At 67.3% G+C, this 23,397-nt stretch carries 21 protein-coding genes and 1 pseudogene; 10 read left to right on the top strand and 12 right to left on the bottom strand.

The window, feature by feature from the left end; translation table 11 throughout:
* Positions 1 to 23: 23 nt before the first annotated feature.
* Positions 24 to 2,711 (bottom strand): pyruvate dehydrogenase (acetyl-transferring), homodimeric type, encoded by a 2,688-nt coding sequence (aceE, locus tag ACZ75I_RS01965; protein WP_012478970.1) that lies wholly within the window; start codon positions 2,709 to 2,711, stop codon positions 24 to 26.
* A 547-nt stretch (positions 2,712 to 3,258) separates the two neighbouring features.
* Here aceE and ACZ75I_RS01960 point away from each other — a divergent pair.
* The gene (locus ACZ75I_RS01960; RefSeq protein WP_180869192.1) at positions 3,259 to 3,819 is read left to right on the top strand and encodes a PadR family transcriptional regulator; all 561 of its coding nucleotides are present in this window, start codon (positions 3,259 to 3,261) and stop codon (positions 3,817 to 3,819) included.
* 60 nt (positions 3,820 to 3,879) lie between these two features.
* On the top strand, positions 3,880 to 4,677 hold the full coding sequence (locus tag ACZ75I_RS01955) for a siderophore-interacting protein (protein WP_472958615.1): 798 nt from the start codon (positions 3,880 to 3,882) through the stop codon (positions 4,675 to 4,677).
* A 159-nt stretch (positions 4,678 to 4,836) separates the two neighbouring features.
* Here the strand turns inward: ACZ75I_RS01955 and ACZ75I_RS01950 are convergent.
* Positions 4,837 to 5,163: pseudogene (locus ACZ75I_RS01950) on the bottom strand (hypothetical protein); the annotation flags it as partial.
* A 197-nt stretch (positions 5,164 to 5,360) separates the two neighbouring features.
* Here ACZ75I_RS01950 and ACZ75I_RS01945 point away from each other — a divergent pair.
* Complete coding sequence (locus ACZ75I_RS01945) at positions 5,361 to 5,762, top strand: hypothetical protein (protein ID WP_180869196.1); 402 nt, start codon at positions 5,361 to 5,363, stop codon at positions 5,760 to 5,762.
* 197 nt (positions 5,763 to 5,959) lie between these two features.
* On the opposite strand, the gene ACZ75I_RS01940 is transcribed toward ACZ75I_RS01945, so the two are convergent.
* Both ACZ75I_RS01940 and ACZ75I_RS01935 read right to left on the bottom strand, forming a co-directional pair.
* Positions 5,960 to 6,667, bottom strand: coding sequence for a YceI family protein (locus tag ACZ75I_RS01940; RefSeq protein WP_329889576.1), 708 nt, complete (start codon positions 6,665 to 6,667; stop codon positions 5,960 to 5,962).
* Between the two features lie 86 nt (positions 6,668 to 6,753).
* On the bottom strand, positions 6,754 to 7,344 hold the full coding sequence (locus tag ACZ75I_RS01935; RefSeq protein WP_005415046.1) for a malonic semialdehyde reductase: 591 nt from the start codon (positions 7,342 to 7,344) through the stop codon (positions 6,754 to 6,756).
* Positions 7,345 to 7,470: 126 nt separating this feature from the next.
* On the opposite strand from ACZ75I_RS01935, the gene ACZ75I_RS01930 reads away from it, so the two are divergent.
* From ACZ75I_RS01930 to ACZ75I_RS01905, 6 genes are all read left to right on the top strand, one after another.
* Positions 7,471 to 8,460 carry a mitochondrial fission ELM1 family protein gene (locus tag ACZ75I_RS01930; RefSeq protein WP_472958614.1) on the top strand — a complete coding sequence of 330 codons (990 nt, stop codon included), beginning with the start codon at positions 7,471 to 7,473 and terminating at the stop codon, positions 8,458 to 8,460.
* A 209-nt stretch (positions 8,461 to 8,669) separates the two neighbouring features.
* Positions 8,670 to 8,900: a hypothetical protein gene (locus tag ACZ75I_RS01925; protein WP_005415044.1), complete on the top strand. Its 231-nt coding sequence runs from the start codon at positions 8,670 to 8,672 to the stop codon at positions 8,898 to 8,900.
* Between the two features lie 48 nt (positions 8,901 to 8,948).
* Positions 8,949 to 9,800, top strand: a complete 852-nt coding sequence (locus ACZ75I_RS01920) for a DUF2145 domain-containing protein (protein WP_472958613.1) — start codon at positions 8,949 to 8,951, stop codon at positions 9,798 to 9,800.
* Positions 9,801 to 9,819: 19 nt separating this feature from the next.
* Positions 9,820 to 10,323: a hypothetical protein gene (locus ACZ75I_RS01915; RefSeq protein WP_072169049.1), complete on the top strand. Its 504-nt coding sequence runs from the start codon at positions 9,820 to 9,822 to the stop codon at positions 10,321 to 10,323.
* Between the two features lie 32 nt (positions 10,324 to 10,355).
* On the top strand, positions 10,356 to 10,868 hold the full coding sequence (locus ACZ75I_RS01910) for a hypothetical protein (protein WP_072169048.1): 513 nt from the start codon (positions 10,356 to 10,358) through the stop codon (positions 10,866 to 10,868).
* A 76-nt stretch (positions 10,869 to 10,944) separates the two neighbouring features.
* Entirely contained in the window at positions 10,945 to 11,505 is a 561-nt protein-coding gene (locus ACZ75I_RS01905; RefSeq protein WP_005415040.1) for a queuosine precursor transporter, read from the top strand.
* 704 nt (positions 11,506 to 12,209) lie between these two features.
* On the opposite strand, the gene glnE is transcribed toward ACZ75I_RS01905, so the two are convergent.
* Positions 12,210 to 15,005 (bottom strand): bifunctional [glutamate--ammonia ligase]-adenylyl-L-tyrosine phosphorylase/[glutamate--ammonia-ligase] adenylyltransferase, encoded by a 2,796-nt coding sequence (gene glnE, locus ACZ75I_RS01900; protein WP_472958612.1) that lies wholly within the window; start codon positions 15,003 to 15,005, stop codon positions 12,210 to 12,212.
* A gap of 384 nt (positions 15,006 to 15,389) precedes the next feature.
* Here glnE and ACZ75I_RS01895 point away from each other — a divergent pair, with 384 nt between their 5' ends.
* Positions 15,390 to 16,904 carry an acetyl-CoA hydrolase/transferase family protein gene (locus tag ACZ75I_RS01895; protein WP_021202957.1) on the top strand — a complete coding sequence of 505 codons (1,515 nt, stop codon included), beginning with the start codon at positions 15,390 to 15,392 and terminating at the stop codon, positions 16,902 to 16,904.
* Between the two features lie 136 nt (positions 16,905 to 17,040).
* Here ACZ75I_RS01895 and hglS read toward each other — a convergent pair whose 3' ends face one another.
* From hglS to ACZ75I_RS01860, 7 genes are all read right to left on the bottom strand, one after another.
* Positions 17,041 to 18,402, bottom strand: a complete 1,362-nt coding sequence (hglS, locus tag ACZ75I_RS01890) for a 2-oxoadipate dioxygenase/decarboxylase HglS (RefSeq protein ID WP_180869204.1) — start codon at positions 18,400 to 18,402, stop codon at positions 17,041 to 17,043.
* A 160-nt stretch (positions 18,403 to 18,562) separates the two neighbouring features.
* Positions 18,563 to 19,051: a hypothetical protein gene (locus ACZ75I_RS01885; RefSeq protein WP_061478564.1), complete on the bottom strand. Its 489-nt coding sequence runs from the start codon at positions 19,049 to 19,051 to the stop codon at positions 18,563 to 18,565.
* A gap of 31 nt (positions 19,052 to 19,082) precedes the next feature.
* Positions 19,083 to 19,832 (bottom strand): HAD family hydrolase, encoded by a 750-nt coding sequence (locus ACZ75I_RS01880; protein WP_346476668.1) that lies wholly within the window; start codon positions 19,830 to 19,832, stop codon positions 19,083 to 19,085.
* 84 nt (positions 19,833 to 19,916) lie between these two features.
* Positions 19,917 to 20,333, bottom strand: coding sequence for an EF-hand domain-containing protein (locus ACZ75I_RS01875; protein ID WP_019662197.1), 417 nt, complete (start codon positions 20,331 to 20,333; stop codon positions 19,917 to 19,919).
* A 232-nt stretch (positions 20,334 to 20,565) separates the two neighbouring features.
* Positions 20,566 to 20,937, bottom strand: a complete 372-nt coding sequence (locus ACZ75I_RS01870; RefSeq protein ID WP_049413267.1) for a hypothetical protein — start codon at positions 20,935 to 20,937, stop codon at positions 20,566 to 20,568.
* A gap of 209 nt (positions 20,938 to 21,146) precedes the next feature.
* On the bottom strand, positions 21,147 to 21,860 hold the full coding sequence (locus tag ACZ75I_RS01865) for a M15 family metallopeptidase (protein WP_346476669.1): 714 nt from the start codon (positions 21,858 to 21,860) through the stop codon (positions 21,147 to 21,149).
* Entirely contained in the window at positions 21,793 to 23,346 is a 1,554-nt protein-coding gene (locus ACZ75I_RS01860) for a serine hydrolase domain-containing protein (RefSeq protein WP_472958611.1), read from the bottom strand. The genes ACZ75I_RS01865 and ACZ75I_RS01860 overlap by 68 nt, the downstream gene beginning before the upstream one ends.
* Positions 23,347 to 23,397 lie beyond the last annotated feature (51 nt).

Here is a 23,397-nt window from a genome sequence, read left to right as displayed (position 1 = left end):
CTTTTCAAATCCCTTAAGAGAAATCAAACCCCAACAGGATTAGCCTTTTCCGGATCAATCTTGTACTGCTTGATCGCCCGGGCCACATCCTTCGCGGTCATCTTCCCTTCCTTCGCCAGCGCCGCAATCGCGGCATGGGCGATGTAGTACCGGTCAACCTCAAAGAACCGACGCAGGTTCGCACGCGTATCCGAGCGACCAAACCCATCCGTACCCAGCACCGTGTAGCTCATCGGCACGAACGCGCGGATCTGGTCCGCATACGCACGCACGTAGTCGGTGGCGGCAATTGCCGGGCCCTGGCGGCCTTCCAGCAGCTCGGTCACGTAGGCCTTGCGCTGCTCACCTTCCGGATGCAGGCGGTTGGCACGTTCCACGTCGAAACCATCGCGACGCAGTTCGTTGAAGCTCGGGCAGCTCCAGATGTCGGCAGTCACGCCGAAGTCCTTGTCCAGCAGCTCGGCGGCAGCAATGGCTTCGCGCAGGATGGTGCCCGAACCCAGCAGCTGCACGCGCAGCTCGCCCTTCTTCGGCTTGCCGGCGTCGGTCAACAGGTACATGCCCTTGACGATGCCTTCGGCCGCACCTTCCGGCATTTCCGGGTGGGTGTAGTTTTCGTTCATCAGGGTGACGTAGTAATACTCGTCCACCTGGTCTTCCATCATGCGCTTGGTGCCGTGCTGCAGGATCACCGTCACTTCGAAGCCGAAGGTCGGGTCGTAGCTGCGCACGTTCGGGATGCCACCGGCCACCAGATGGCTGAAGCCATCTTCGTGCTGCAGGCCTTCACCGTTCAGCGTGGTGCGGCCGGCGGTGCCACCCAGCAGGAAGCCGCGGGTACGCATGTCGGCGGCCTGCCAGGCGATGTCGCCCACGCGCTGGAAGCCGAACATGCTGTAGTAGATGTAGAACGGCAGCATCGGCACGTTGCTGACCGAGTAGCTGGTGCCGGCGGCCATCCACGAGCTGATCGCACCCGGCTCGCTGATGCCCTGCTGCAGCACCTGGCCGCTCTGGTCTTCGCGGTAGAACATCAGCTGGTCGGCGTCGACCGGCTTGTACTTCTGGCCGAACGGCGCGTAGATGCCGATCTGGCGGAACAGGCCTTCCATACCGAAGGTACGCGCTTCGTCAGCCACGATCGGCACGATGTGCGGGCCCAGTTCCTTGTCGCGCAGGGTGATGTTCAGGCTCTGCACGAAGGCCATGGTGGTGGAGTAGCTGCGCTCGCCGCTGCTCTTCAGCAGGCGCTCGTAGGCTTCCAGTTTCGGCGCCACGAAGGTCTTGTCGGCCTTGCGACGGCGCTGCGGCAGGTAACCGCCCAGTGCGGCACGGCGTTCCTGCAGGTACTGCACTTCCGGCGAATCCGGGCCCGGGTGGTAGAACGGCACCTGGCCGTCGGCCAGCTGCGCGTCGGTCACCGGAATGTTGAAGCGGTCGCGGAAGTGGCGCACCGCTTCGTCGTCCAGCTTCTTGGTCTGGTGGGTCGGGTTCAGTGCCTCACCGGCGCTGCCCATGCCGTAACCCTTCACGGTCTTGGCCAGGATGACGGTCGGCATGCCCTTGGTGTTCACGGCCTGGTGGTAGGCGGCGTACACCTTGTGCGGGTCGTGGCCACCACGGTTCAGGCGCCAGATGTCGTCGTCGCTCAGGCCGGCGACCATCGCAGCGGTTTCCGGGTACTTGCCGAAGAAATGCTCGCGGGTATAGGCGCCGCCGAAGGCCTTGCAGTTCTGGTATTCGCCGTCGACGGTTTCCATCATCAGCTTCTTCAGGACGCCGTTGGTGTCCTTGGCCAGCAGGGCATCCCAGTAACCGCCCCACAGCAGCTTGATCACGTTCCAGCCGCCGCCACGGAACACGCCTTCCAGTTCCTGGATGATCTTGCCGTTGCCGCGCACCGGGCCGTCCAGGCGCTGCAGGTTGCAGTTCACCACGAAGATCAGGTTGTCCAGCCCTTCACGGCCGGCCAGGGCGATGGCACCCAGGGTTTCCGGCTCGTCGCTCTCGCCGTCGCCGATGAAGCACCACACCTTGCGGTCGGACTTCTCGATCAGGCCACGGTTTTCCAGGTAGCGCATGAACTGCGCCTGGTAGATGGCGGCCAGCGGGCCCAGGCCCATCGACACGGTCGGGGTCTGCCAGTAGTCCGGCATCAGCCACGGGTGCGGGTACGAGGACAGGCCACCGCCGTCCACTTCCATGCGGAACTTGTCCAGCTGCTCTTCGCTGATGCGGCCTTCCAGGAAGGAACGCGCGTAGATGCCCGGGGCGCTGTGGCCCTGGATGAACAGCAGGTCGCCCGGGTGGTTCTCGCTCGGGGCGCGCCAGAAGTGGTTGAAGCCCACGTCGTACAGGGTGGCGCCGGAGGCGAACGAGGCGATGTGGCCGCCCAGGTCACCCGGCTTGCGATTGGCGCGCACCACGGTGGCCATCGCGTTCCAGCGGATGATCGAACGGATGCGCCATTCCAGCTCGGCGTTGCCCGGGCTCTTGGCCTCGAACTGCGGTTCGATGGTATTGACGTATTCGGTGGTGGGAGAGAACGGCAGGTAGGCGCCCGAACGACGGGTCAGTTCCACCATGCCTTCCAGCAGCTGATGCGCGCGCTCGGAGCCCTCGACATCAATAACGGCCTTCAACGACTCGATCCACTCCTGGGTTTCCACAGGATTCGGGTCGTTGTTCAGCACCTCGTTCAACCAGTTCATTAGCGCTCCCATAACCGCACGCACGCGCGCGACTGTTGTATAGATTTCTAGACCGCAAAGTGTAGCGCACCAAGGGCTTTCGTCACTTGGCTACGCTGGCGTATGGATGCAACCGGCCAGTGTCCGCAAGGGGCTTGCCGGGCCCGCTGATGGCCCTGCGGCGGGCCTTGGCAGCTGCGCGGGCTGTCGCTTGCGGGCCGCTGCGCCCATGTGCAGGACGCAGTGTTACTGCTGCCGATGACGGTTGTAGGGCAACTCCGGCACCGCCGTAGGTGGGCGCCGGGCAGCGGTTCTGAACCGGCGACAACATGTCGCACCTGCCTCTGGATCGCTGCCAGCCGCGGGCCCAGGGTGGGTCGCGAGTGATGGGCCCGATGGCCCTGCTCCCTTCCACAGCATCGCCGGGGCGCCTCACAGGGGGCGCCCCTTTTGCTGTGCGCACGCGGCCGGCCGTGGCCCAAATCGCACCTGCTTGTGGCCGGATCGGATGTTGTCGCTTTCGACGTATCGATATATCGTTTGCACACTCGTTTACCGATATATCGAAATGAGCCGTGCCTCCTCTCCCAGAACCCGTTCCACCGATTCGGCGGTGCCCCGCCGCAACGGCCAGCCACGGGTGCTCAGCCGCGGCGACCTGCGCCTGCTGGTGCTGGCCCTGATCGGCGAGCAGCCACGCCATGGCTACGAGCTGATGCAGCTGATCAGCAACCAGTTCATGCAGGCCTACACGCCCAGCGCCGGCACCATGTACCCGCTGTTGGCCAGCTTCGAGCAGGCCGGCTGGATCGAGGCCGAGGAAGTGGATGGCAAGCGGATCTTCCGCATCACCGCCGCCGGCGAGTTCGAGCTGAAGGTGCAGCGCACCCAGGTGCGCCTGGCGCAGCGGCGTGCCTTCGACCGTGCCCGCGAGATCACCAAGGCTTCGCTGCCGCCGACGCTGGCCACCGCCCTGCGCGAGTTCAAGCGGGCGCTGGTGCATCACCACGGCCGCTGGGCCGAGGGTGAGGCGGACGAAGTGGCGGCGCTGCTGACGCGGGCCTCGGCCCTGCTCAACGGTACGGCCGGTAGCGAGCAACCACCGATTTCAACGACCCAGCCAGACTGAATCCAGCCAGGTCGCCCCTACGCCGCGCGCCCCCGCGCGACACCTTTACAGGTAACCCCCATGACCGAACACAACAACACGCGCCTGCGCCTGGATGTGCGCTTCCGTGAACTGACCGTGCTGCGCACCGAAGAGGTCACCCCGCATATGCGCCGCATCGTGCTGGGTGGCGACGACCTGGCCGGCTTCGATTCGCCCGGCGCCGACGACCACATCAAGCTGTTCTTCCCCAACGCTGCGGGCGAGATGGTGCTGCCGGTGCTGACCGCCGAAGGCCGCAGCTACCCGGCCGGCAAGGAGCCCTCGCCCGCCCGTGACTACACCCCGCGCTGGTGGGACCACGAGCGCGGCGAGCTGGCCATCGACTTCGTGCTGCACGACCAGGGCGTTGCCGGGTCGTGGGCCGAACGCGCACAGCCGGGCGACATGCTGGTGATCGGCGGCCCGCGCGGCTCGTTCGTGGTGGCCGACACCTACGATGCCTATGTGCTGATCGGCGATGAAACTGCGCTGCCGGCCATCGCCCGATGGCTGGACGTGCTGCCGGACGGTGCCGAGGTGCAGGCCTTCATTGAAGTGCGCGACGAGGACGAGCGCCAGGACCTGCCGCAGTACGAGAACGTGCGCATCCACTGGCTGGAGCGCAACGGCTTCCCGGCGGCCAGCAGCACCCTGCTGGAAGACATGCTGACCGATTTCGAGGCGCCCGACGGCGATGTCTTCTACTGGATCGCCACCGAATCACGCCGCGCGCGGATGATGCGCAAGTTCATCGAAGGCCACCTGGGCGTGCCGCGCGACTGGATTCGTTCCACCGGCTACTGGAAGGCCCACCCGGACGAAACCGACGGCGATTGACCGGGCAACCGGTGGGTGCGGACCCTGCTTGGTGGGTGCGGACCGTTGGTCCGCACGCCTTTGACGCACCTTCCTGGGTGGGTGCGGACCGTTGGTCCGCACGCCCTTGACCATGTAGAGCCGAGCCCAAGCTCGGCTGCTTTTCGATCCACCCTCGCGCTACGCGCGATGAGCCGAGCGTGGGCTCGGCTCTACAGGAGCACTGGGCGCCCCCTGCCGCGTCCACCCGAACCGCTTCGCGGCCCATATCTCCAGCGCCACCAGCAGGGCGATGATCAGCACCGGCAGCAGCAGCCCGACGTACACGCCGGGCATCATGCCGTTGATCTGCGCCTTCACCAGCCGCAGCACGCCACGGGTATGCAGCAGCTCATCCACGTGCATGGTCAGCGCCTCGCGCACCACCTTGGGCTCCAGGCCGAGGGTGCCCGCCTTGTCCACCAGCGTGTCTTCCACCATGCCGCGGAGCAGGCCTTCGCGCACTTCCGTGGGTGATACAGCGGGCCATTGTAGAGCCGAGCCCATGCTCGGCTGCTCTTCGTTCCGCGATCGGGGAACCCTCGCGCTACGCGCGATGAGCCGAGCGTGGGCTCGGCTCTACAGGTATTCCATCGCCCGGTTCAACGCATCCGCCGGCAAGCAATGCGACAATCGCGCTCCTTTCCTGCAGCAACGAGGCCCACATGGCCAAACTGACCCTGGCCAGCGTGGATGCGCTGCGTACCCGCTTCGCTGATGACGCTGCCTGCGACGCGGCCCTGGCCGCCTTCGCCGATACCGCTGCACTGCGCGCGCCGCTGCGTGAGCTGGTGGAGGCACAGCACCGCTACCTGCAGGCCGAATTCGAAGTGGCGCAGGTGGCCGACGTGCTGCGCCGCGACCAGAAGTACGCGCCGGTGGGTCGGCCTTCGATCAACATCGTGCAGCTGCGCAAGCAGCAGGCTGCCACCAAGCAGGCGGCGCTGATCGCACGCCAGGTGGTGGCGCAGGCGGCGCAGACGTTCGTGCGGATGAGCGGGATGACGGTGAAGGCCAAGCAGAGCCCGAGCGAAGCGTGCGTGGCATGGTTGGGTACGTTGCGCTGAGGGATCGTGCGGACCAACGGTCCGCACCCACCAGATGCCGCTTGGCACCTACCGGGTAGTGCCGGCCGCTGGCCGGCAACCCCTCATCATCGGCACCTCGCATGCAGCCGGCCAGCGGCCGGCTCTACCGGAACCCAAAAAGAAGGCCCGCTTTTCAGCGGGCCTTCTGCCTTCTCACGACGAGTGAGTGGGGTGCATCAAGCGGCCGGCTTTTCGCCGGTGGCTTCGGTGGTGATGCGGATCTTCACTTCATCGCTGACGTTCGGGGCATACGCGCCGACGCCGAAATCGCTGCGCTTCAGGGTGGTGGTGGCATCGAAGCCGGCGGCCGGAACCTTGGCCATCGGGTGCTCGCCGCCGCCGTTGACGGTGACGTCCAGGGTGACCGGCTTGGTGATGCCCTTGATGGTCAGGTCGCCGGTGACAGTGAGCTTGTTGGTGCCGGCCGCTTCCACCTTGGTGCTCTTGAAGGTGGCATCGGCGAACTTGGCGGCGTCGAAGAAGTCGGCACTCTTCAGGTGCTCGTCGAACTTGGCGGTGAAGCTGTTCAGGCCGCTCAGCGGCAGCTTCACTTCCACGGTGGACTTGGTCACGTCTTCGGCGTTGTACACCAGGGTGCCTTCGACGTTGCCGAAGTGCGCGCTGGGGTTGGAGAAGCCGAAGTGACTCCACTGCGCCAGCACGTCGGTGTGGCTCGGATCCAACTTGTAGGTGCCCGAGGCGATCTTGATCGCTTCGGCGGCCGGCGCGGCAGCAGCGGCATCAGCGGCCGGGGTGGCGGTCTGCTCGGTGGTGGCCGGGGCGGCGGCATCGGCCGCCGGGGCAGCGGTATCGGCCGGCTTGGAGCAGGCGGCGATGGCCAGGGTCAGGGCCAGCGGCAGCAGCAGTTTACGGGTGGCGCTCATCTGAGGAACTCTCCGGATCGTAGGGTGGGTACACGGTGCAGCAATGGTCCGCCGCGGAACAGCGGGCCCGAAACCGATACAGCGACTTACGCGATGCGCGCCGCTTCGTCGAACGACAGGCGCGGCAGGCGCGGGAACAGGCCCGCCGGATCACCGTAACCCAGGTTGACCAGGAAATTCGACTTGATGGAGGTGCCGGCGAAGAAGGCTTCGTCGACCTTGGCCGGGTCGAAGCCGGACATCGGGCCGGCATCCAGGCCCAGCGCGCGCGCAGCCAGGATCAGGTAGGCACCCTGCAGGCTGCCGTTGCGGATGGCGGCTTCGTGGCGGCCTTCCTGCGGGCCATCGAACCAGGCCTTGGCATCGGTGTGCGGGAACAGGTACGGCAGCTTCTCGTGGAAGTCCAGGTCGAAACCGATGATGACGGTGACCGGCGCAGCCATGGTCTTGGCCAGGTTGCCTTCGGACAGCGCCGGGGCCAGCTTGTCCTTGGCCTCCTTCGAGGTGACGAAGACGAAGCGGGCCGGCGTGGTGTTGGCCGCGGTGGGGCCCCACTTCACCAGGTCGTACAGTTCCTTCAGCAGGCTCTCGGGGACCGGCTTGTCGAGGAAGGCGTTCTGGGTGCGGGCCGTACGGAACAGCTGATCAAGGGCGGCGGCGTCGAGCGCGTGGGACATCGGTGGATCTCCAGGGCGGCGAAAGGAAGTCAGTGCCCGCGGGCGGCGCGGGGCGAAACGACGAGCCGCAGTGTAGAGTGTCGCGACTGTTGCAACACCCAGCAGGGCTGAAACGAATTAATGCCAATGGTGAAACGATCGAGCGCGCCATGGACGGTCACTGACGGCCGTGCGGGCAATGTCCGCCAAGCGGTCGCGCTGGCCTCGGCACTGCGCCAGGGCACCCACCGACCGCTGCTCCTGCAACCGCGTGCACCCTGGCGCTGGCTGTCGCCGCGGCGCCTGCCCGGCGATGTGAATGGCTACGGCGAGGCCTTGGCGACGCTGGCGGCTGAGGCGCCGGTACTGGCGATCGGCTGTGGTCGCCAGGCGGCCGGTGCCCTGCGCGTGCTGCGTGCACGCGGCAGCCAGGTGGTGCAGATCCTCGACCCGCGCATCGGCGCCCGCCATTGGGACGTGGTGGTGGTGCCGGAACACGATGCCCTGCGCGGCAGCAATGTGCTGACCCTGCTCGGCAGCCTCAACCCGGTGGACGACGACTGGCTGGCCTGGGGCCGCGCCGCGTTCGCCGGCTTCAGCACCCTGCCCGGCCCGCGCACCGCACTGCTGGTCGGCGGGCCGACGCCGCTGGCGCCGTGGGACGAGACGGCGATGGTCGGCGTATTCCAGGCGCTGGCCGAGCAGATCCGCAGCGAAGGCGGCAGCCTGCTGGCGACCACCTCGCGACGCACGCCGCCGGCATTGGCCGAGATCCTGCGCGCGAAGTTCGCCGACCTGCCGCACGTGATCTGGGGCGACGGCGGCGACGGCACCAATCCCTATGGCGGCCTGCTCGGCTGGGCCAACCGCGTGGTGGTCTCGCCCGATTCGGTGAACCTGCTCTCTGAGGCCTGCGCCACGCGCATGCCGGTGATGGTGGCGCTGGCCGATACCGCGCAGGGCCGGCTGGCCCGTTTCCAGCAGCAGTTGCGCGAACGCGGGCGCTTGCAGCCGCACTGGCTGGACTGGCAATACGACCGCATCGAGCCACTGCGCGAGACCGCGCGGGTGGCCGCGGAAGTGAAAGCGCGGCTTGGCTTTTCGCAAGAGCCCGGGAAAACAGCGAAGGAGTTGTAGAGTCGACTGTTAGTCGACTGCTGTTGGCGATACCGCTGAAAACCCCGCGCTGCGCGCGATAGTCGACTAACAGTCGACTCTACCGCGCAGCGGCCCAAGCCCCGCGACGTGGCATGGCCCGCCGTTACCCGATCGCCCAGCATTTTCTGAACATTTCGATCCGACTGTGCGGTTAGAGTCCAGCTTCCCCCATCACGCTGAACGTCTTCATGCGTACCCTGCTCCTGCTGCCTCTGGCCCTGCTCGCCGCGTGTTCGACCGCGCCCACCGAGCTGGACCCGATCTCCTATCAATGCCAGCAGCAGCTGGACGCGTACCGCGAACAGCCGGCGCTGCGCGATCCGAAGACGGGCGAGCGCCCGCCGCTGCCGATCGCGCCGATCAGCGATGCCTGCGACAGGGAACTCCAGCGCAAGGGCGTCGATCGCCCGCTGCGCTGAGCAGCGTATGATCGGCGCGCGGGCCTGCCCGCCGTTGAAGGTACCGACATGGATCGTTTTTCCCGCCTGCGCCGCGCCGCGCTGCTGATCGCCAGCCTGCTGGCGACCGCACCGGCCTGGGCCGACAGCACCGCCTGCCGCGAGCGCTACCCGAGCGTGGCCTCGCAGGCGGCGATGCTGGATGTGGCCTGGACCACCGCCGAACGCCTGGACGCGCTGCCCGAGGTGGACGTGGCGGTGGTCGCGCGCGGTGGCCAGGACCTGAGCCGCTACGGCCTGCGCCACAGCCACCTGGCGTTCCTGCTGCGCGAGGACGACGGCCGCTGGCGCGCGATGCACCTGCTCAACCGCTGCAAGACTGACCGCTCGCAGCTGTACCACGAGGGCCTGGGCAACTTCGTCGGCGAGAGCGGCGGCCATACCGACCTGCGCATCGGCGTGCCGTCGGCGCCGTTGCGTGCGGCGCTGCGCGCGATGCTGGTGCCGCCCTCGATCCAGCCCAAGGCGCTGCACGAAGCGAAGTACAACGTGGTCGCCTACCCGTTCGTCACCGACTATCAGAACTCCAACCAGTGGGTGCTGGAAGTGCTGGCGGCGGCGATGGCGCAGGCCGAAGGCGCGCCGGCCATCGTCAAGCGCGAACAGGCACAGCAGTGGCTGCGCCAGCAGAAGTACCAGCCCAGCGTGCTGCATATCGGCCTCGGCAAGCGCGTGGGTGCGCGCCTGTTCGTGGCCAACGCCACCACCACCGACCATCCGGCCGGCGAACGCATCTCCGGCAACTATTCGGTGGTGACGGTGGAATCGGTGTTCGACTTCCTGCACCAGCGCAGCCAGCTGCAGCAGGAACTGGTGATCCCCCATGTACCGGTGGCCGGTGCCACTGCCGCCGCCCCCTGAATTCCGCTAGGAGAACGACATGCGTCCGCTGCTTGCCTCTGTGTTGTCGATGGTGATCGTCACCGGCCTGGCCTGGTCGACGGCCGCCCACGCCGAACGCCGCATCGTGATCATCCATGACCCGGGCCCGCAGGGACCGAGCCTGGAAATGTCCACGCAGATGGTGGCCTCGGCCCGCGCCGCAGCAGCGAAGGAAGCCCAGGACGCGGCCGACGCCGGCCGGCCGCTGGCCCGCCCGCAGCAGATCAAGCTGCCGCAGATGGAGGTGAGTGCCATCGCCACCACCGTCGATGGCCGCCGCGAAGTGCTGCTGCGTGATGCCAACGATCCGCAGAACACCGCATCGATGCAGTATCCGCGCGGCATCGGCGACCCGGCCGTGCAGTTCACCGTAGGCCAGACCGTGAATTTCGAGCCGACCGGCAACGACCAGGGCTGGCAGCTGAAGGACAACCAGGGCCGCCCGCTGGAATACCTGCCCGAAGCCACCGGCCCGCGCGATATCTTCGATACCCGGCGCTGAGCCGCCGTCCCCACGCTGACCAGGAGGTCTCCATGTTCCGTTGCCTGCGCGTTCCCGCTTCTGCCCTGCTGCTCTCCGCGCTGCTGGTGCCCACCGTCCATGCCGGTGCCGCGCCGGAGTTGAACAGCAGCGAAGCCAGCGTGCTGATCACCTCGCTGATCGTGGTCTCGGTGCCGCTCGCTGCGTCGGCGGGCCTGTCCGAACTGTCCAAGGCGCCGTTCAAGGCCAGCGAACGCAATGGCAGGGTTGCCCGCACCAAGGCGGTGCCGCTGCCACCGATGGAAGTGAAAAAGGTGGAGACCACGGCGGCGGGCGAGCGCCAGGTGCAGCTGCAGGTGCCCGACAAGGCCGATCAGACCGCCACCCTGCGCTGGCCGGCGCGCGTGCATGAAGACCAGACGGCGGCCTTCGTGGTCGGCCAGCAGGTGCATTTCGACCCCACCGAGGCCGGTGCCGGCTGGACCGTGAAGAGCGCACAGGGCCAGGCGCTGGCTTACGTCCCCACCGCCTATGCCGCGGGCGATGTGATGAGCGAAGCGCTGTAAAGCTGAACAAGCGGTTTTGGCTTTGCCGCGGGCCGGGCGGATAATGCGCGATCCCCTTTGTCCCCCCTGGCTCGCGATGTCCGTGCGTCCTGCCCCTGTGTTTGCCCCGCTGACCGCCCGCGCCCTGGTGCTGGCGGTATTGGCGATGGGCGCGGTGGTGCTGCTGTCCAACGTGCTGGTGCAGTACCCGATCAACGACTGGCTGACCTGGGGGGCCTTCAGTTATCCGGTCGCGTTCCTGGTCAGCAACCTGATCAACCGCCGCTTCGGCCCGGGCCCGGCGCGCCGCGTAGCGTGGATCGGCTTCGCGGTGGCGGTGCTGTTGTCGATCTGGGTGGCGACGCCGCGCATCGCCGTTGCCTCGTGCTCGGCCTTCATCGTGGCGCAGTTGCTGGACATCACCGTGTTCGACCGCCTGCGCCGTGGCAGCTGGTGGCGCGCACCGATGGTGGCCACGACCTGCAGCGCGACGGTGGATACCACGATTTTCTGGTCGATCGCATTTGCCGGTTCCACCCTGCCGTGGGTGAGCTGGGCGGCCGGGGACCTGGCGGTGAAGCTGGCGATCGGCGTGTGCCTGCTGGCCCCATTCCGCGCGCTGCTGTGGAAGATGGCGCCGCTGCGCGCGACCAGCTGACCGCACACGCTCTGGTAGGTGCCGACCGTTGGTCGGCACGCCCTGCAGAACTCATCGCTGCCGACAGATTGTGCCGACCAACGGTCGGCACCTACCAGGAGCGGGCCATCGCAGGGCCATTGAGCCGGTAGTCGCCAACCTTGGTTGGCGCTTGGCACTCATGCCAACCAAGGTTGGCATCTACCAACGGCGGGCCATCGAAGGGCCATCGAGCTGGTAGGTGCCGACCGTTGGTCGGCACGCCCTGCAGAACTCATCGCTGCCGACAGATTGTGCCGACCAACGGTCGGCACCTACCAGGAGCGGGCCATCGCAGGGCCATTGATCCGGTAGTCGTCAACCTTGGTTGGCGCTTGGCATTCATGCCAACCAAGGTTGGCATCTACCAACGGCGGGCCATCGAAGGGCCATCGAGCCGGTGGGTGCCGACCGTTGGTCGGCACGCCCTGCAGAACTCATCGCTGCCGACAGATTGTGCCGACCAACGGTCGGCACCTACCAGGAGCGGGCCATCGCAGGGCCATTGAGCCGGTAGTCGCCAACCTTGGTTGGCGCTTGGCATTCATGCCAACCAAGGTTGGCATCTACCAACGGCGGGCCATCGAAGGGCCATCGAGCCGGTAGTCGTCAACCTTGGTTGGCGCTTGGCATTCATGCCAACCAAGGTTGGCATCTACCAACTGCAGTCCTCCGCCATCCGGCACTCAGGCGAACGGCAACTCTGCCGCTCTGCACGCTGCCGTAATCGCGGCACACGCGTCGTCAATCGCGGGCGTGGTCGGTGCCAGTCGCGGGCGCCGGTCCAGCGTGCAGGCCAGGCCGACATCCAGCAGCGTGGCATGCGCGCCATGCAGTGCTTGCGCAGTGTCTTCCGGAAGGAAACCGGCAACCGCCAACGCATCGATCAGCGACGGCGTGTCGCGTGGCTGCAGCAGCACGGGATGCTGCGCACTAAGCGCCAGCACGCCGGTCTGCAGCAGGAACTCCAGGTCCACCACGCCACCGGCACCTTGTTTCAGGTCCAGCCGCGCGGCATCGCTGCGGTCCAGTTCAGTGCGCATGCGGCCGCGCATCTTCAGCACATCGGCATACAGCACACCGGCATCGCGCTCGCGGCCCAGCGTCTGTGCACGCACCTGTTCGAAATCGGCCAGCAGGCTGGCATCACCGGCCACACCGCGTGCGCGCACCAGGGCCTGGTGTTCCCAGGTCCACGCGCGTTCGCGCTGGTATTCGGTGTAGCTGGCCAACGAAGACACCAGCGAACCCTTGCCACCGTCCGGGCGCAGGCGCACGTCGATGTCGTACAGGCGCCCGGCGGCGGTGACCGCACCAAGCAGCGCCATCACCTTCTGTGCCAGTCGTGCATACCAGCGCCCCGGTTCCAGCGGACGTGCGCCGTCGCTGGCCTCCACGCCAGCCGGATGGTCGTGCAGGAACACCAGGTCCAGGTCGGAACCGAAGCCCAGCTCAAGCCCGCCGAGGCTGCCGTAGCCGATGATCGCGAAACGTCCACCGGGAATCCCGCCGTGCGCGGCGCGCATGTCCGCCTCGGCCATCGCCAGCACGGTGGTGACCACCGCCTGCGCCAGCTCGGCCAGTTGCCGCGTGCTGTCCACCGCACCCTGGCGGCCATCCAGCGTGGCCATCGCCATGCGGAAGCTGAGCGCCAGCCGCGTCTCATTGAGCCAGCGCAGTGCGGATTCGGGATCTTCCACCGCCAGCACCTGCTGGCACTCGGCCAGCATACCGGCCGCATCGGGCATCGGCCCGGACACGCGCACGTCCAGCAGTTCGTCCAGCAGCAGCGGGTACGCGGCCAGCCGCTCGGCCAGCAGCGCGCTGCGCGCCAGCACATCGACCAGACGCGCCAACGCGCTCGGTTGTTCGTCCAGCAACGCGAGATAGCTGGTCCGGCGCAGCACCGCCTGCAGCAGGCCAAGCACGCGCCTGAGCGCGGCGTCGGGTTGCGGCGAACGCGTGGCCGCATGCAGCAACGCGGGCAGTACGCGATCCAGCCGCGCACGCGCCGCATCGGATAATGACTTCACGCCGGTGCCCTGCGCGAAGTCACGCAATGACTGGTCGGCGCCATTGGCATCGAGGAAACCGGCTTCGGCCAGCAACGGCGCGTTGCTGGCCTCGGGCAGGCTGCGCCAGTAATTGGCCAGCGCGTCGGGCGCGGCCTGGCCCTTGCGCGGTGCCAGCAGCGCGGCGAATTCGGTACTGACCCGCTGCTGCTGTTCGGCCAGCGCCGCGCGCAACACGTCCCAGTCCGGGTAGCCGAGGCCGACGGCGATGCGCTCGCGGTCCAGTGCATCGCTGGGCAGCACGTGGGTCTGCGCATCGCGCAGCATCTGCAGGCGGTTCTCCAGGCGGCGCAGGAACAGGTAGGCCTCGCGCAGCGCACTGCCGTCCTCGGGCGCGATCTGCCCCGCAGCCACCAGCGCGTCCAGCGCCACCAGCAGGCGGCGCTCGCGCAGCGCAGGTTCGCGGCCACCGCGGATCAGCTGCAGCGCCTGGCACAGGAACTCGATCTCGCGGATGCCACCGGCGCCGCGCTTGATGTCTTCGTGCAGCTCGCGGCGCGCGACTTCGGCGGTGATCGCCGCCTTCATCTCGCGCAGGCCATCGAGCGCAGTGAAGTCCAGGTAGCGGCGGTACACGAACGGGCGCAGGGTCTGCAGCCACGCTTCGCCGGCCTCGATATCACCGGCGACCGCGCGCGCCTTCAGCCACGCATAGCGCTCCCAGTCGCGGCCTTCGCGCTGGAAATACTGGTCCATCGCCGCGAACGACAGCGCGACGCGGCCGGCGCTGCCGAACGGGCGCAGGCGCAGGTCGACGCGGTGGCTGAAGCCATCGACGGTGGTTTCGTCCAGCAGCTTGGCCAGGCGCTGGCCGAGGCGGGCGAAATACTCTTCGGCGGCCAGCGCGCGCGGGCCGTCGGATTCGCCGCCGTGCGGATAGGCGTAGACCAGGTCGATATCGGAACTGAAGTTGAGCTCGCCGCCGCCGAGCTTGCCGAGGCCGAACACCACCAGCTGCTGCGCGGCGCCTTCGCCATCGCGGACCACACCGTGCCGCTGGGCGAATTCCTGCTGCAGCGCGTCCAGCGCCAGCCGCAGGCAGTCCTCGGCCAGGGTGGTGGCGCCAGCCAGGGTCTGTGCCACGTCGTCCAGACCGGTCAGGTCGCGCCAGATCAGCCGCGTCGACATGGCAGTACGCCAGCGCCGGATCTGCGCCGGCCAGTCGCTGGGCTGCAGCGGATCGAGCACCGGTGGCGGGATCGGCGGGCAGCCGGGGGTAGCCAGCTGCGCCAGCAGCGCCGGTTGCCGCACCAGGGTGTCCAGCGCGAAGTCGCTGGCCACCGCCAGTCGGGTCAGCAGCGGCAGCAGCTCGGCAGGAACGGGCTCGGGCAGGACCTGGGCCAGGCGCGCCAGGGCGCGGTCGACAAGGGGCTGCAGCGGGGCGGGCAGGTCAGCGGGGGCGAGGGTCATGGGCGGATTGTATCGACCCGGTCGGGACGCGACGGACCCGGTAGTGCCGGCCGCTGGCCGGCAGATCCCATGATTCTGCCGAAGGTTGCTGCAGTTGCCGGCCAGCGGCCGGCACTACCGATAATGGAGGCCGCGTATTCACACTGGGCCACAGGCAATAAAAAAGCCCGCTTGCAGCGAACTGCCAGCGGGCTCTGCTCCCTCCCCCACGTCGGGATGCAGGGCCATCGTGCGGGCTGCGAAAGCACTTTGCACGCTGCACTGCAAAACAGAACCGGTGGGTATGGGTGAGCCACTGGGGGAAAAGCCATTCCACGAAGGTAGAACCCCCCGTACGGATGAGGATGGCCGATAATCGGGATTCCCCCCAGAAACACTGTCGTCATGTCTGTTGATCGCATCGCCAACGCGCGTCTCCGTGACCGCGTGGTCTCCGCCGAGGCCGCAGCCGCGCTGATCCAGCCCGGTGAAACCGTGGCCATGAGCGGCTTTACCGGCTCCGGGTATCCCAAGGCCGTTCCCGTCGAACTGGCCCGCCGCATCGAAGCGGTGCATGCCCAGGGCAATCCCTTCCAGATCAAGCTGATGACCGGCGCCTCGACCGCGCCGGAACTCGATGGCGCGCTGGCCAAGGCCGATGGCATCGCCATGCGCATGCCGTTCCAGAGCGACCCGGATGCGCGCAACCGCATCAACGAGGGCAAGCTGGATTACATCGACATCCACCTCAGCCACGTCGCCCAGCACGTGTGGTTCGGCTTCTATGGCGAGATCGATACCGCCGTCATCGAAGTCTCGGCCATCCGCGAAGATGGTTCGCTGGTGCCGTCCACCTCGGTCGGCAACAACAAGACCTGGCTGGACCTGGCCAGGAAGGTGATCGTCGAGGTCAACGAATGGCAGCCGGCCGGCGTCGACGGCATGCATGACATCTACTACGGCACCGCGCTGCCGCCGCACCGCAAGCCGATTCCGCTGGTGAACGCCAACGACCGCATCGGCGATACCGCGCTGCGCTGCGACCCGGACAAGATCGTGGCCGTGGTGCGTACCAACGGGCCGGACCGCAACAGCCCGTTCAGCCCGATCGATGCGACCAGCGAACAGATCGCCTCGCACCTGATCGAGTTCCTCAAGCACGAGGTGAAGAAGGGCCGCCTGCCGCCGAACCTGCTGCCGTTGCAGTCGGGCGTGGGCAACATCCCCAACGCCGTGCTGGCTGGCCTGGCCAAGAGCGGTTTCCGCGACCTGGCCGCGTTCACCGAAGTGATCCAGGACGGCATGCTCGACCTGCTGCGCGACGGCGTGCTGAGCTACGCCTCGTGCACCGGCTTCGCGCTGAGCCCGCAGGCGAATGAGACGTTCAAGGAGAACATCGATTTCTACCGCGAGCGCATCATCATGCGCACGCAGGAAATCTCCAACCACCCGGAACTGGTGCGCCGCCTGGGCTGCATCGGCATGAACGGCATGATCGAGGTGGACATCTACGGCAACGTCAATTCGACGCACGTGATGGGCACGCGGATCATGAACGGCATCGGCGGTTCCGGTGACTTTGCCCGCAACGGTTTCCTGTCGGCGTTCCTGAGCCCGTCCACCGCCAAGAACGGCACCATCTCGGCGATCGTGCCGATGGCCAGCCATGTCGACCACACCGAGCACGATGTGTCGGTGATCGTCACCGAACAGGGCCTGGCCGATCTGCGCGGCCTGACCCCGCGCAAGCGCGCGCAGGTGCTGATCGACAACTGCGCCCACCCGGACTTCCGCCCGCAGCTGCAGGATTACTTCGACCGTGCCAGCCGCGAGAGCTACGGCAAGCACACCCCGCACCTGCTGCCGGAAGCGTTGTCGTGGCACCAGCGCTGGCTGGATACCGGCACGATGAAGGGCTGAGGCCCGCTACGGACGTCGGGTAGAGCCGGCCGCTGGCCGGCTTCCCCAACAGCCGGCCAGCGGCCGGCTCTACAAAGGGGCCGCTCCGCAGAATCCCTGTAGAGCCGAGCCCACGCTCGGCTCCACGGCAAGCGGTTTACCCGCGCAGCGCCGCCAGCGATTCGGCCTGCAGCCGCTCGTAGATCTCGAACTCGTCGTTCACCGCCACGCCCAAGGCCTGCTCGAAGGCCTCACGGTTGGCATGCGCGGCATAGGCGCGCTGTTCTTCGCCGCCCAGGTTCGACTGGAAGATGCCCGCGGCACTGACCGGCAGGAAATCCTCGTAGACGATCGGGTCGGCCGTGGCCAGGCCGGCGGCTACCAACACTTCAGCGGGCAGATCGGCCACGCGCTCCGGCGCAGCGCGGCCAGCGTCGGTCAGCTGGTAGCGGTAATATCCCAGGCCTTCCTGGCGCAGGGTGTCATGGTCATCCGGGAAGCTGGCGAACACCGCCTGCAGGCGCTGGCCGTAGTCGCCGCCGGTGCTGCCTTCACCACCGGCGTCGCGGGCCTGCGACAACAGCTGGTCGTACAGCGCGCGGCCCTTCGGGGTCAGCGCCAGGCCGCGTTGTTCGATCTCGCCGAAGCGCGCGGTATGGGTGCCGGCGTCACCCCCTTCGGCATCCGGGAAATGAACGGCTTCTTCCAGGGCCTTGAAGCTGGTCTGGCGCAGCAGGATCGGGCAGGCACGGCGCGGCGGGCCTTCAATCACCGCCTTGGCCGCCATGCCGTGCTCGATCATTGCCGCCTGTGCAGCGTCGATGTCCAGCGTGCGCGGGGTCAGGTGGTTGATGTGCGGGCCACGGAAGCTGACCACGTCGGCCACCAGCCGGTGCGCGTTGTGCAGCGCGCGGTAGGTCGGCAGGTCGACCGTGGCGTCACCATGCCAGCGGAAGGTTTCCAGTGCTTCATCGACGAAGCGCTCGGCATCGGCCTGCGACAGGCCGCCGTCACGCTCGGCCTGCTCGATCAGTGCCAGTGCGCCGTCGGTAAAGATGCGGCGGCGTGCCAGGATCTTCGCCGACTCGGCACGCAGCGCTTCATCTTCGATCAGTTCCAGGCGCAGCAGCGAGGTGAACACGCGGAACGGATTCTGTGCCAGCGCTGCGCCGGTGAGTGGGCGGAACGCGGTGGAGTGCACCGGCACGCCGGCCACCGACAGGTCGTAGTAGCCGACGGGGTACATGCCCATCACTGCGAACAGGCGGCGCAGCGTCGCCAGTTCCTGCACGGTACCGACGCGGATCGCGCCATGACGCTCTTCATCCAGCCGCGCACGCTCGTCGTTGCGCTGCAGCTGCGCGGCCAGCGCCGGGTCCTGGGCAAGCACCTGCGCGTTGATCCGCTCCACCAGTTCCACCAGCGTGCCGTACAGCGGCACTTCGGTGCGGTACATGCGGGACATGGCCTGCGCGAACAGGCGGCGGATCACATCAGGCGAAACGAAAGAGGCGCTCATCAGTCACTCGATTACGGGAACGGGGAACAGCTCGGACCCGTATTGTCGCCGGAGCGCGCGGCGGCGGCGATACGCAGAGCAACATGACAGGGTAGTGCCGGCCGCTGGCAGGCAACCCCGGATGCCTGGAAAGGATGCAATTGCCGGCCAGCGGCCGGCACTACCGCTTCAACTGGCGCTTCAGCGTGGCATCCAGGGTGATCGGCCGGTCCCAGTGCTGGTAGCTGGCCACGATGGCATGGCGCACAGCCCGGTAGTGCAGATTGTCCGGCTTGGTGGGCATGCGCTTGACCACCGCCTCCCAGCCGCCCTCCGGGTCCTGGCTGAAGGCACGCACGCTGTCGCGGCAGGTCTGGCCACTGGCCTTGGCCCAGAAGCAGGCGAAATAGATGTCTCCGGCCTGCCAGCCGTGGGTGGTGAACAGCGCGCTGATGTAGCCGCGCGGCACGTCGGCATAGCGCGACACTTCGTCGAGGAAGGCGTCGGGGTAGCGTTCGGCGTAGTGGTTGATGTCCTGCAGCTGGGCATCGACCCAGCTGTCGCCGGTGTCCACTTCATAGGTGGCCGAACGCTCAGCCGTCTGCTGGGCCAGCACGGTGGCCGGCGCCAGCAGCAGGGACAACATCAGCGCGCGCAATCGGTGGTTCATGCCCCGATTCTGCCGCAGCCGACGGGCCCTGTCAGGCCGCAGCGGCCTTGGCCTCGATCGCCGCCAGTGCGGCCGGCCAGTCGTGGGCGGTATTGGCAGTGACCATGCGCGGTTCGTCGTCGGCCACGCCATGCTGGGTCTCGTGCGCCCAGGTCACTGCGTACGGGGTATGCACGCCCCAGCCACCCAGCGTCACCACCGGCTCGATGTCCGAGCGCAGCGAGTTGCCGACCATCACGAAGCGCTCCATCGGCAGGTCGAATTCGGCCAGCACGCGGGCGTAGGTCTCCGGGTCCTTCTCGGAAACGATCTCGATGCGCGGGAACAGCTCGCCCAGGTTGGCGACCTTGATCTTCGCTTCCTGGTGGAACAGGTCGCCCTTGGTGATCAGCACCACCGGGTAGTGCTCGGCGATGGCCGCCACCGCTTCGCGTACACCATCGATCAGCTCGACCGGGTGGCGCAGGGTGTCGTGGCCGATCTCCAGAATGCGCTGGATGTCCTTGGCCTCGATGCGCTGGCCGGTGATGTCGATGGCCGCTTCGATCATCGACAGGGTCATGCTCTTGACGCCGTAGCCGAAGGTGCCCAGGTGGCGCTGCTGCACTTCCAGCAGGTGGCGGGCGGTCTGGGTGTCATGCACGTCGACATAGCGCGACAGCAGGTCAAGGTAATCCTGCTCGGCCTTGCGGTAGTAGTCCTCGCTCTTCCACAGCGTATCGTCACCGTCAAAACCGACCAGGCCGATGGCGCGCGACGGCGCAGGCGTGGGGGTGTTCATCGCCCAAGGATACAGGGGCCATGGTGACGAAAAAAACCCGGGCGGCCGAAGCCGCCCGGGTTCCCATACGCCCCGATGCAGGACTTACCTGCCCTGCGCACCCTGCGCTGCGCCACCCGCACCAGCCTGCTGGGCGGCCACGTAGGCCTTGTACTCATCGGCGCTCAGTTCGCCGTCCTTGTTGGTATCAGCCTGGTCGAACACCTGGGCCAGGCCGGCGTTCACCTGCGCCTCGGTCTTGCTGATGGTGCCGTTGCCATCGGTATCGATGCTGGCCCAGGTCTGGCCACCGCCATTGGCCTGCGCCGATGCCGCTGCGGCCGCATTGGTCGCCTGGTCGGCGGCCTGGCCGGCCTGTGCAGCCGCCTGCTGGGCCTGAGCGGCTTCGTTCTGCGCCTGCGCGGCCTGCTGCTTGGCCGACTGGGCCATCGCCGGGATGGCCAGCACGCTGCCGGCGGCGACGATCAGGGCGATCAGGGGCTTGCGGTTGCGAATAGTCATCAGGGGTGTCTCCTACCGATTGGGTGGTGTTGCGCGGCGTGTTGATTCCGCACGGCACCTACCCTGCCACCGCGTTTCTGAATCGATTTTGCGCCGCGACCGGCCCGCACACAGGCGATTAACCACTCGCCTCCACGCATGCTTTAGCGCGGTGGTTAGGGTGAAGTGAGTGGCTCATAAGATGCGCATTCAGCGCCTCTGCATTTAACCGGCAGGCAACGAAAAACCTGCGTCAGTCGACGGTTTTTTCCGATGACCGCGAACTGAACAACACCCATGCAAGAGCAACACCGGCGAGCGCACCGGCGATTTCCAGAACGACACGGCTGCCGAGTTCGTTCGGATCGTGGATGGTGGCGAGGAAGATGCGCGCGTACAGCGGCGATTCCAGCCGCACGATGCCCATGTAGAACAGCTTCCACGCATCGATGCCGGCGGCGATGATCACGGCGATGACGCAGGACCAGCCGATCGCGTGCCCCATCGACCACCGCAGCAGGCGGCACAGCTGCGACCACAGGAGGTACACGAGCAGGCCGACCAGCAGGGCAATGGCGCCCGCTTCCAGGGTGCCGAGCAGGCCGAAGTGCAGGGGAAGGTTCATCGGGTGGGCAGGGATGAAGAGGCGGCCAGTGTAAGGGATCTACTTCGGACCCAATCGGCAGCCACAGTAGATCCACGCCATGCGTGGATGAGTCTCCATCGAGATCGAATAATTCGACGATTGAACAAAGAGCAGCCGAGCATGGGCTCGGCCCTACAACGGACCGCGCGGGAAACTGTCAGAGGCTGGGCGGTGCCCTGCCGATACCCCTACCGTACCGGAACGTCGTACGCGGTACCGGGATCCGGTTCCGGCTGGAGCGTGTAGTGCCACCACTCCTGCGGGTAGTTCACGAAACCACGCCGTGCCATTGCCTGCACCAATTGCCGCCGGTTCGCCTGCTGCTTCTCACTCTGCCCGCTCGTCTGCGTATGCGCACGCGGCCCGAAGAAGTCGAAGTCAGTGCCCATGTCCAACGGCGTGCATGCACCGCTGCGGCAATCCAGCAGGCCCAGATCCACCGTGGCACCGCGGCTGTGGCCGGAGCGCTCGGCGATGTAGCCGTCGGCCAGCAGGCGCGGCTTGTCCAGGCCCGGATACTGCTGTGCCTTGCGCGAGAGCTCGCGCGGATCGTTCACCCAGGCCATGAAGGCCTGCACCGAACGCACCGGCCGGTAGCAGTCGTAGAGGCGCAGGCCGAAGCCATCGGCGCGCAGGTCCTGCTCCACCTGGGCCAGCGCCTTCGCCACCGGCGCCAGCAGGTAGCACGAAGGCGCCTCGTAGCCGGGCACGCGCGCGCCGGTGAAGTTGTTGGCACCCGCATAGCGGATATCCAGGTCGATGCGCGGCGACAACGTTCGGATCTCCACCAGCCCGGCGCTGGCCGCGTCGGTGGCCAGTGAAACGCGCGGTGGCTCAGCGGCGCTGGTGGTCGCCGCCAGGGCAATCGCCAGTACGAGTGAAATGCAGGTCCTGGAAGTCATAGCTGAAGTCGATGTCCGGATCGATGGCGCGCAGGTCCAGTGTCGGTGCCAGGCCCTCACCCGGCTGCAGCCACGCCTGCGCGTCTTCGCCCAGCGTATCCCAGCGCAGCAGCCAGCGCCCCTGCAGCTGCAGCACAGCCCCCTGCAGCCGGGGCGACTTGTCCACGCTGAAGCGCAGGCCGTCCTTGCCCGGGCAAAGCGAGGCCGGCCCCAGCCACGGATCGGTGTAGCGGCCCTGCCAGCGCGGCAGATCGGAAGCCGCGAGTCGCTGCGCAGATGAAGTCACAGGTCGCTGATGCCCGGTTGCCGCACGAGCGGCCTGGTCCGTCTTCAGTTCGGCCAGGTATTCCATCGCCGGACGCGCCTCATCGGGGGCCGTGAAGCGCTTCAGCGCGGCCTGCATCAATGCGGTGCGCGCATCCTCGCCTTCACCGTTGATCAGCATCACCACGCCCGCCCTGCGGTCGGGCAGCAGCGCCAGCGACGAATACATGCCCGACAGCGTGCCGGTGTGCGCCACCTTCCACTGCCCGTCCATGTCCGACACGCGCCAGCCATACCCATAACCGTAGAAATGCGCGTTGTCCCAGCGCCGCTGGCGCTCGCCCAGTGGCATCGGCATGTGCAGGGTCCACAGCGTACGGCGCTGCTCAACGTCCAACCAGCCAGGTGCCAGGGCGGGATCGAGCAGCACCTGCATCCAGCGCGTCATGTCGCGCAACGAACAGCGGATGCCCCCGGCCGCCATCGAGGGCAGATCCGGGCTGATCGCACCATCGGCGTTCACCACCGCATTGTGGTCGCCATGCCAAGCGTGTGGCTGCGCCACGTTGCCCACCCGCTTCACCGACCACGCCCCCACCTGGCAGCGCGTCATGCCCAGTGGTTCGAACACCTGCTCGCGCATCAGCTGGTCATACGGTTTGCCACCCGCCGCCGCCGCCACTTCCCCGGCCACCACATACATCAGGTTGTCGTAGGCGTAGCGGCTGCGGAAGCTGCTGAGCGGTTTCAGGTGCGCCAGCCCGGCGATGATGTCGGCGCGGGTGAACGTGTTCGGCTCCGGCCACAGCATCAGATCACCGGCGCCCAGGCCCAGGCCGCTGTTGTGGATCAACAGGTCACGCACCTGCATCTGCTGGCCCACCCACGCATCGTGCATGCGGAAGTTGGGCAAGTGCCGCTGCACAGGATCATCCCAGTGCAGCTTGCCCTGCTGCACCAGCCGCGCCAGCAGCGCGGCGGTCATCGCCTTGCTGTTGGAGGCGATCTTGAACAGCGTGTCCTGGTCGATGCGGCCGCCGTCGCCGCGCGCACCCTCGGCGTGGCGATAGACCACCTGCCCGTTGTCGACCACCGCGATGGCCAGCCCAGGCAGGTGCTGGTGCTGGACCACGGCGGCGACGTCGGCATCGAGGGAGGCGATGTCGGTCGCCGAAGCGGACGGTGCGGCCAGTGCCGCCGCGACGATCAGCAGGTGGTACATGCGCGCAGCCCCTCCATTGCCCGCGCCGTCACCGGTGGACGGCGCGGATCG

Source organism: Stenotrophomonas sp. X (assembly GCF_055721025.1).
Note: the sequence above shows the minus strand (reverse complement) of the source record. Positions and strands in the feature narration are given on the sequence as shown.

Excerpts from the sequence above, each read along its gene's own strand:
- aceE (WP_012478970.1), bottom strand. The coding sequence starts at position 2,711 with ATGAACTGGTTGAACGAGGTGCTGAACAACGACCCGAATCCTGTGGAA.
- ACZ75I_RS01960 (WP_180869192.1), top strand. The coding sequence starts at position 3,259 with ATGAGCCGTGCCTCCTCTCCCAGAACCCGTTCCACCGATTCGGCGGTG.
- ACZ75I_RS01955 (WP_472958615.1), top strand. The coding sequence starts at position 3,880 with ATGACCGAACACAACAACACGCGCCTGCGCCTGGATGTGCGCTTCCGT.
- ACZ75I_RS01945 (WP_180869196.1), top strand. The coding sequence starts at position 5,361 with ATGGCCAAACTGACCCTGGCCAGCGTGGATGCGCTGCGTACCCGCTTC.
- ACZ75I_RS01940 (WP_329889576.1), bottom strand. The coding sequence starts at position 6,667 with ATGAGCGCCACCCGTAAACTGCTGCTGCCGCTGGCCCTGACCCTGGCC.
- ACZ75I_RS01935 (WP_005415046.1), bottom strand. The coding sequence starts at position 7,344 with ATGTCCCACGCGCTCGACGCCGCCGCCCTTGATCAGCTGTTCCGTACG.
- ACZ75I_RS01930 (WP_472958614.1), top strand. The coding sequence starts at position 7,471 with ATGGTGAAACGATCGAGCGCGCCATGGACGGTCACTGACGGCCGTGCG.
- ACZ75I_RS01925 (WP_005415044.1), top strand. The coding sequence starts at position 8,670 with ATGCGTACCCTGCTCCTGCTGCCTCTGGCCCTGCTCGCCGCGTGTTCG.
- ACZ75I_RS01920 (WP_472958613.1), top strand. The coding sequence starts at position 8,949 with ATGGATCGTTTTTCCCGCCTGCGCCGCGCCGCGCTGCTGATCGCCAGC.
- ACZ75I_RS01915 (WP_072169049.1), top strand. The coding sequence starts at position 9,820 with ATGCGTCCGCTGCTTGCCTCTGTGTTGTCGATGGTGATCGTCACCGGC.
- ACZ75I_RS01910 (WP_072169048.1), top strand. The coding sequence starts at position 10,356 with ATGTTCCGTTGCCTGCGCGTTCCCGCTTCTGCCCTGCTGCTCTCCGCG.
- ACZ75I_RS01905 (WP_005415040.1), top strand. The coding sequence starts at position 10,945 with ATGTCCGTGCGTCCTGCCCCTGTGTTTGCCCCGCTGACCGCCCGCGCC.
- glnE (WP_472958612.1), bottom strand. The coding sequence starts at position 15,005 with ATGACCCTCGCCCCCGCTGACCTGCCCGCCCCGCTGCAGCCCCTTGTC.
- ACZ75I_RS01895 (WP_021202957.1), top strand. The coding sequence starts at position 15,390 with ATGTCTGTTGATCGCATCGCCAACGCGCGTCTCCGTGACCGCGTGGTC.
- hglS (WP_180869204.1), bottom strand. The coding sequence starts at position 18,402 with ATGAGCGCCTCTTTCGTTTCGCCTGATGTGATCCGCCGCCTGTTCGCG.
- ACZ75I_RS01885 (WP_061478564.1), bottom strand. The coding sequence starts at position 19,051 with ATGAACCACCGATTGCGCGCGCTGATGTTGTCCCTGCTGCTGGCGCCG.
- ACZ75I_RS01880 (WP_346476668.1), bottom strand. The coding sequence starts at position 19,832 with ATGAACACCCCCACGCCTGCGCCGTCGCGCGCCATCGGCCTGGTCGGT.
- ACZ75I_RS01875 (WP_019662197.1), bottom strand. The coding sequence starts at position 20,333 with ATGACTATTCGCAACCGCAAGCCCCTGATCGCCCTGATCGTCGCCGCC.
- ACZ75I_RS01870 (WP_049413267.1), bottom strand. The coding sequence starts at position 20,937 with ATGAACCTTCCCCTGCACTTCGGCCTGCTCGGCACCCTGGAAGCGGGC.
- ACZ75I_RS01865 (WP_346476669.1), bottom strand. The coding sequence starts at position 21,860 with ATGACTTCCAGGACCTGCATTTCACTCGTACTGGCGATTGCCCTGGCG.
- ACZ75I_RS01860 (WP_472958611.1), bottom strand. The coding sequence starts at position 23,346 with ATGTACCACCTGCTGATCGTCGCGGCGGCACTGGCCGCACCGTCCGCT.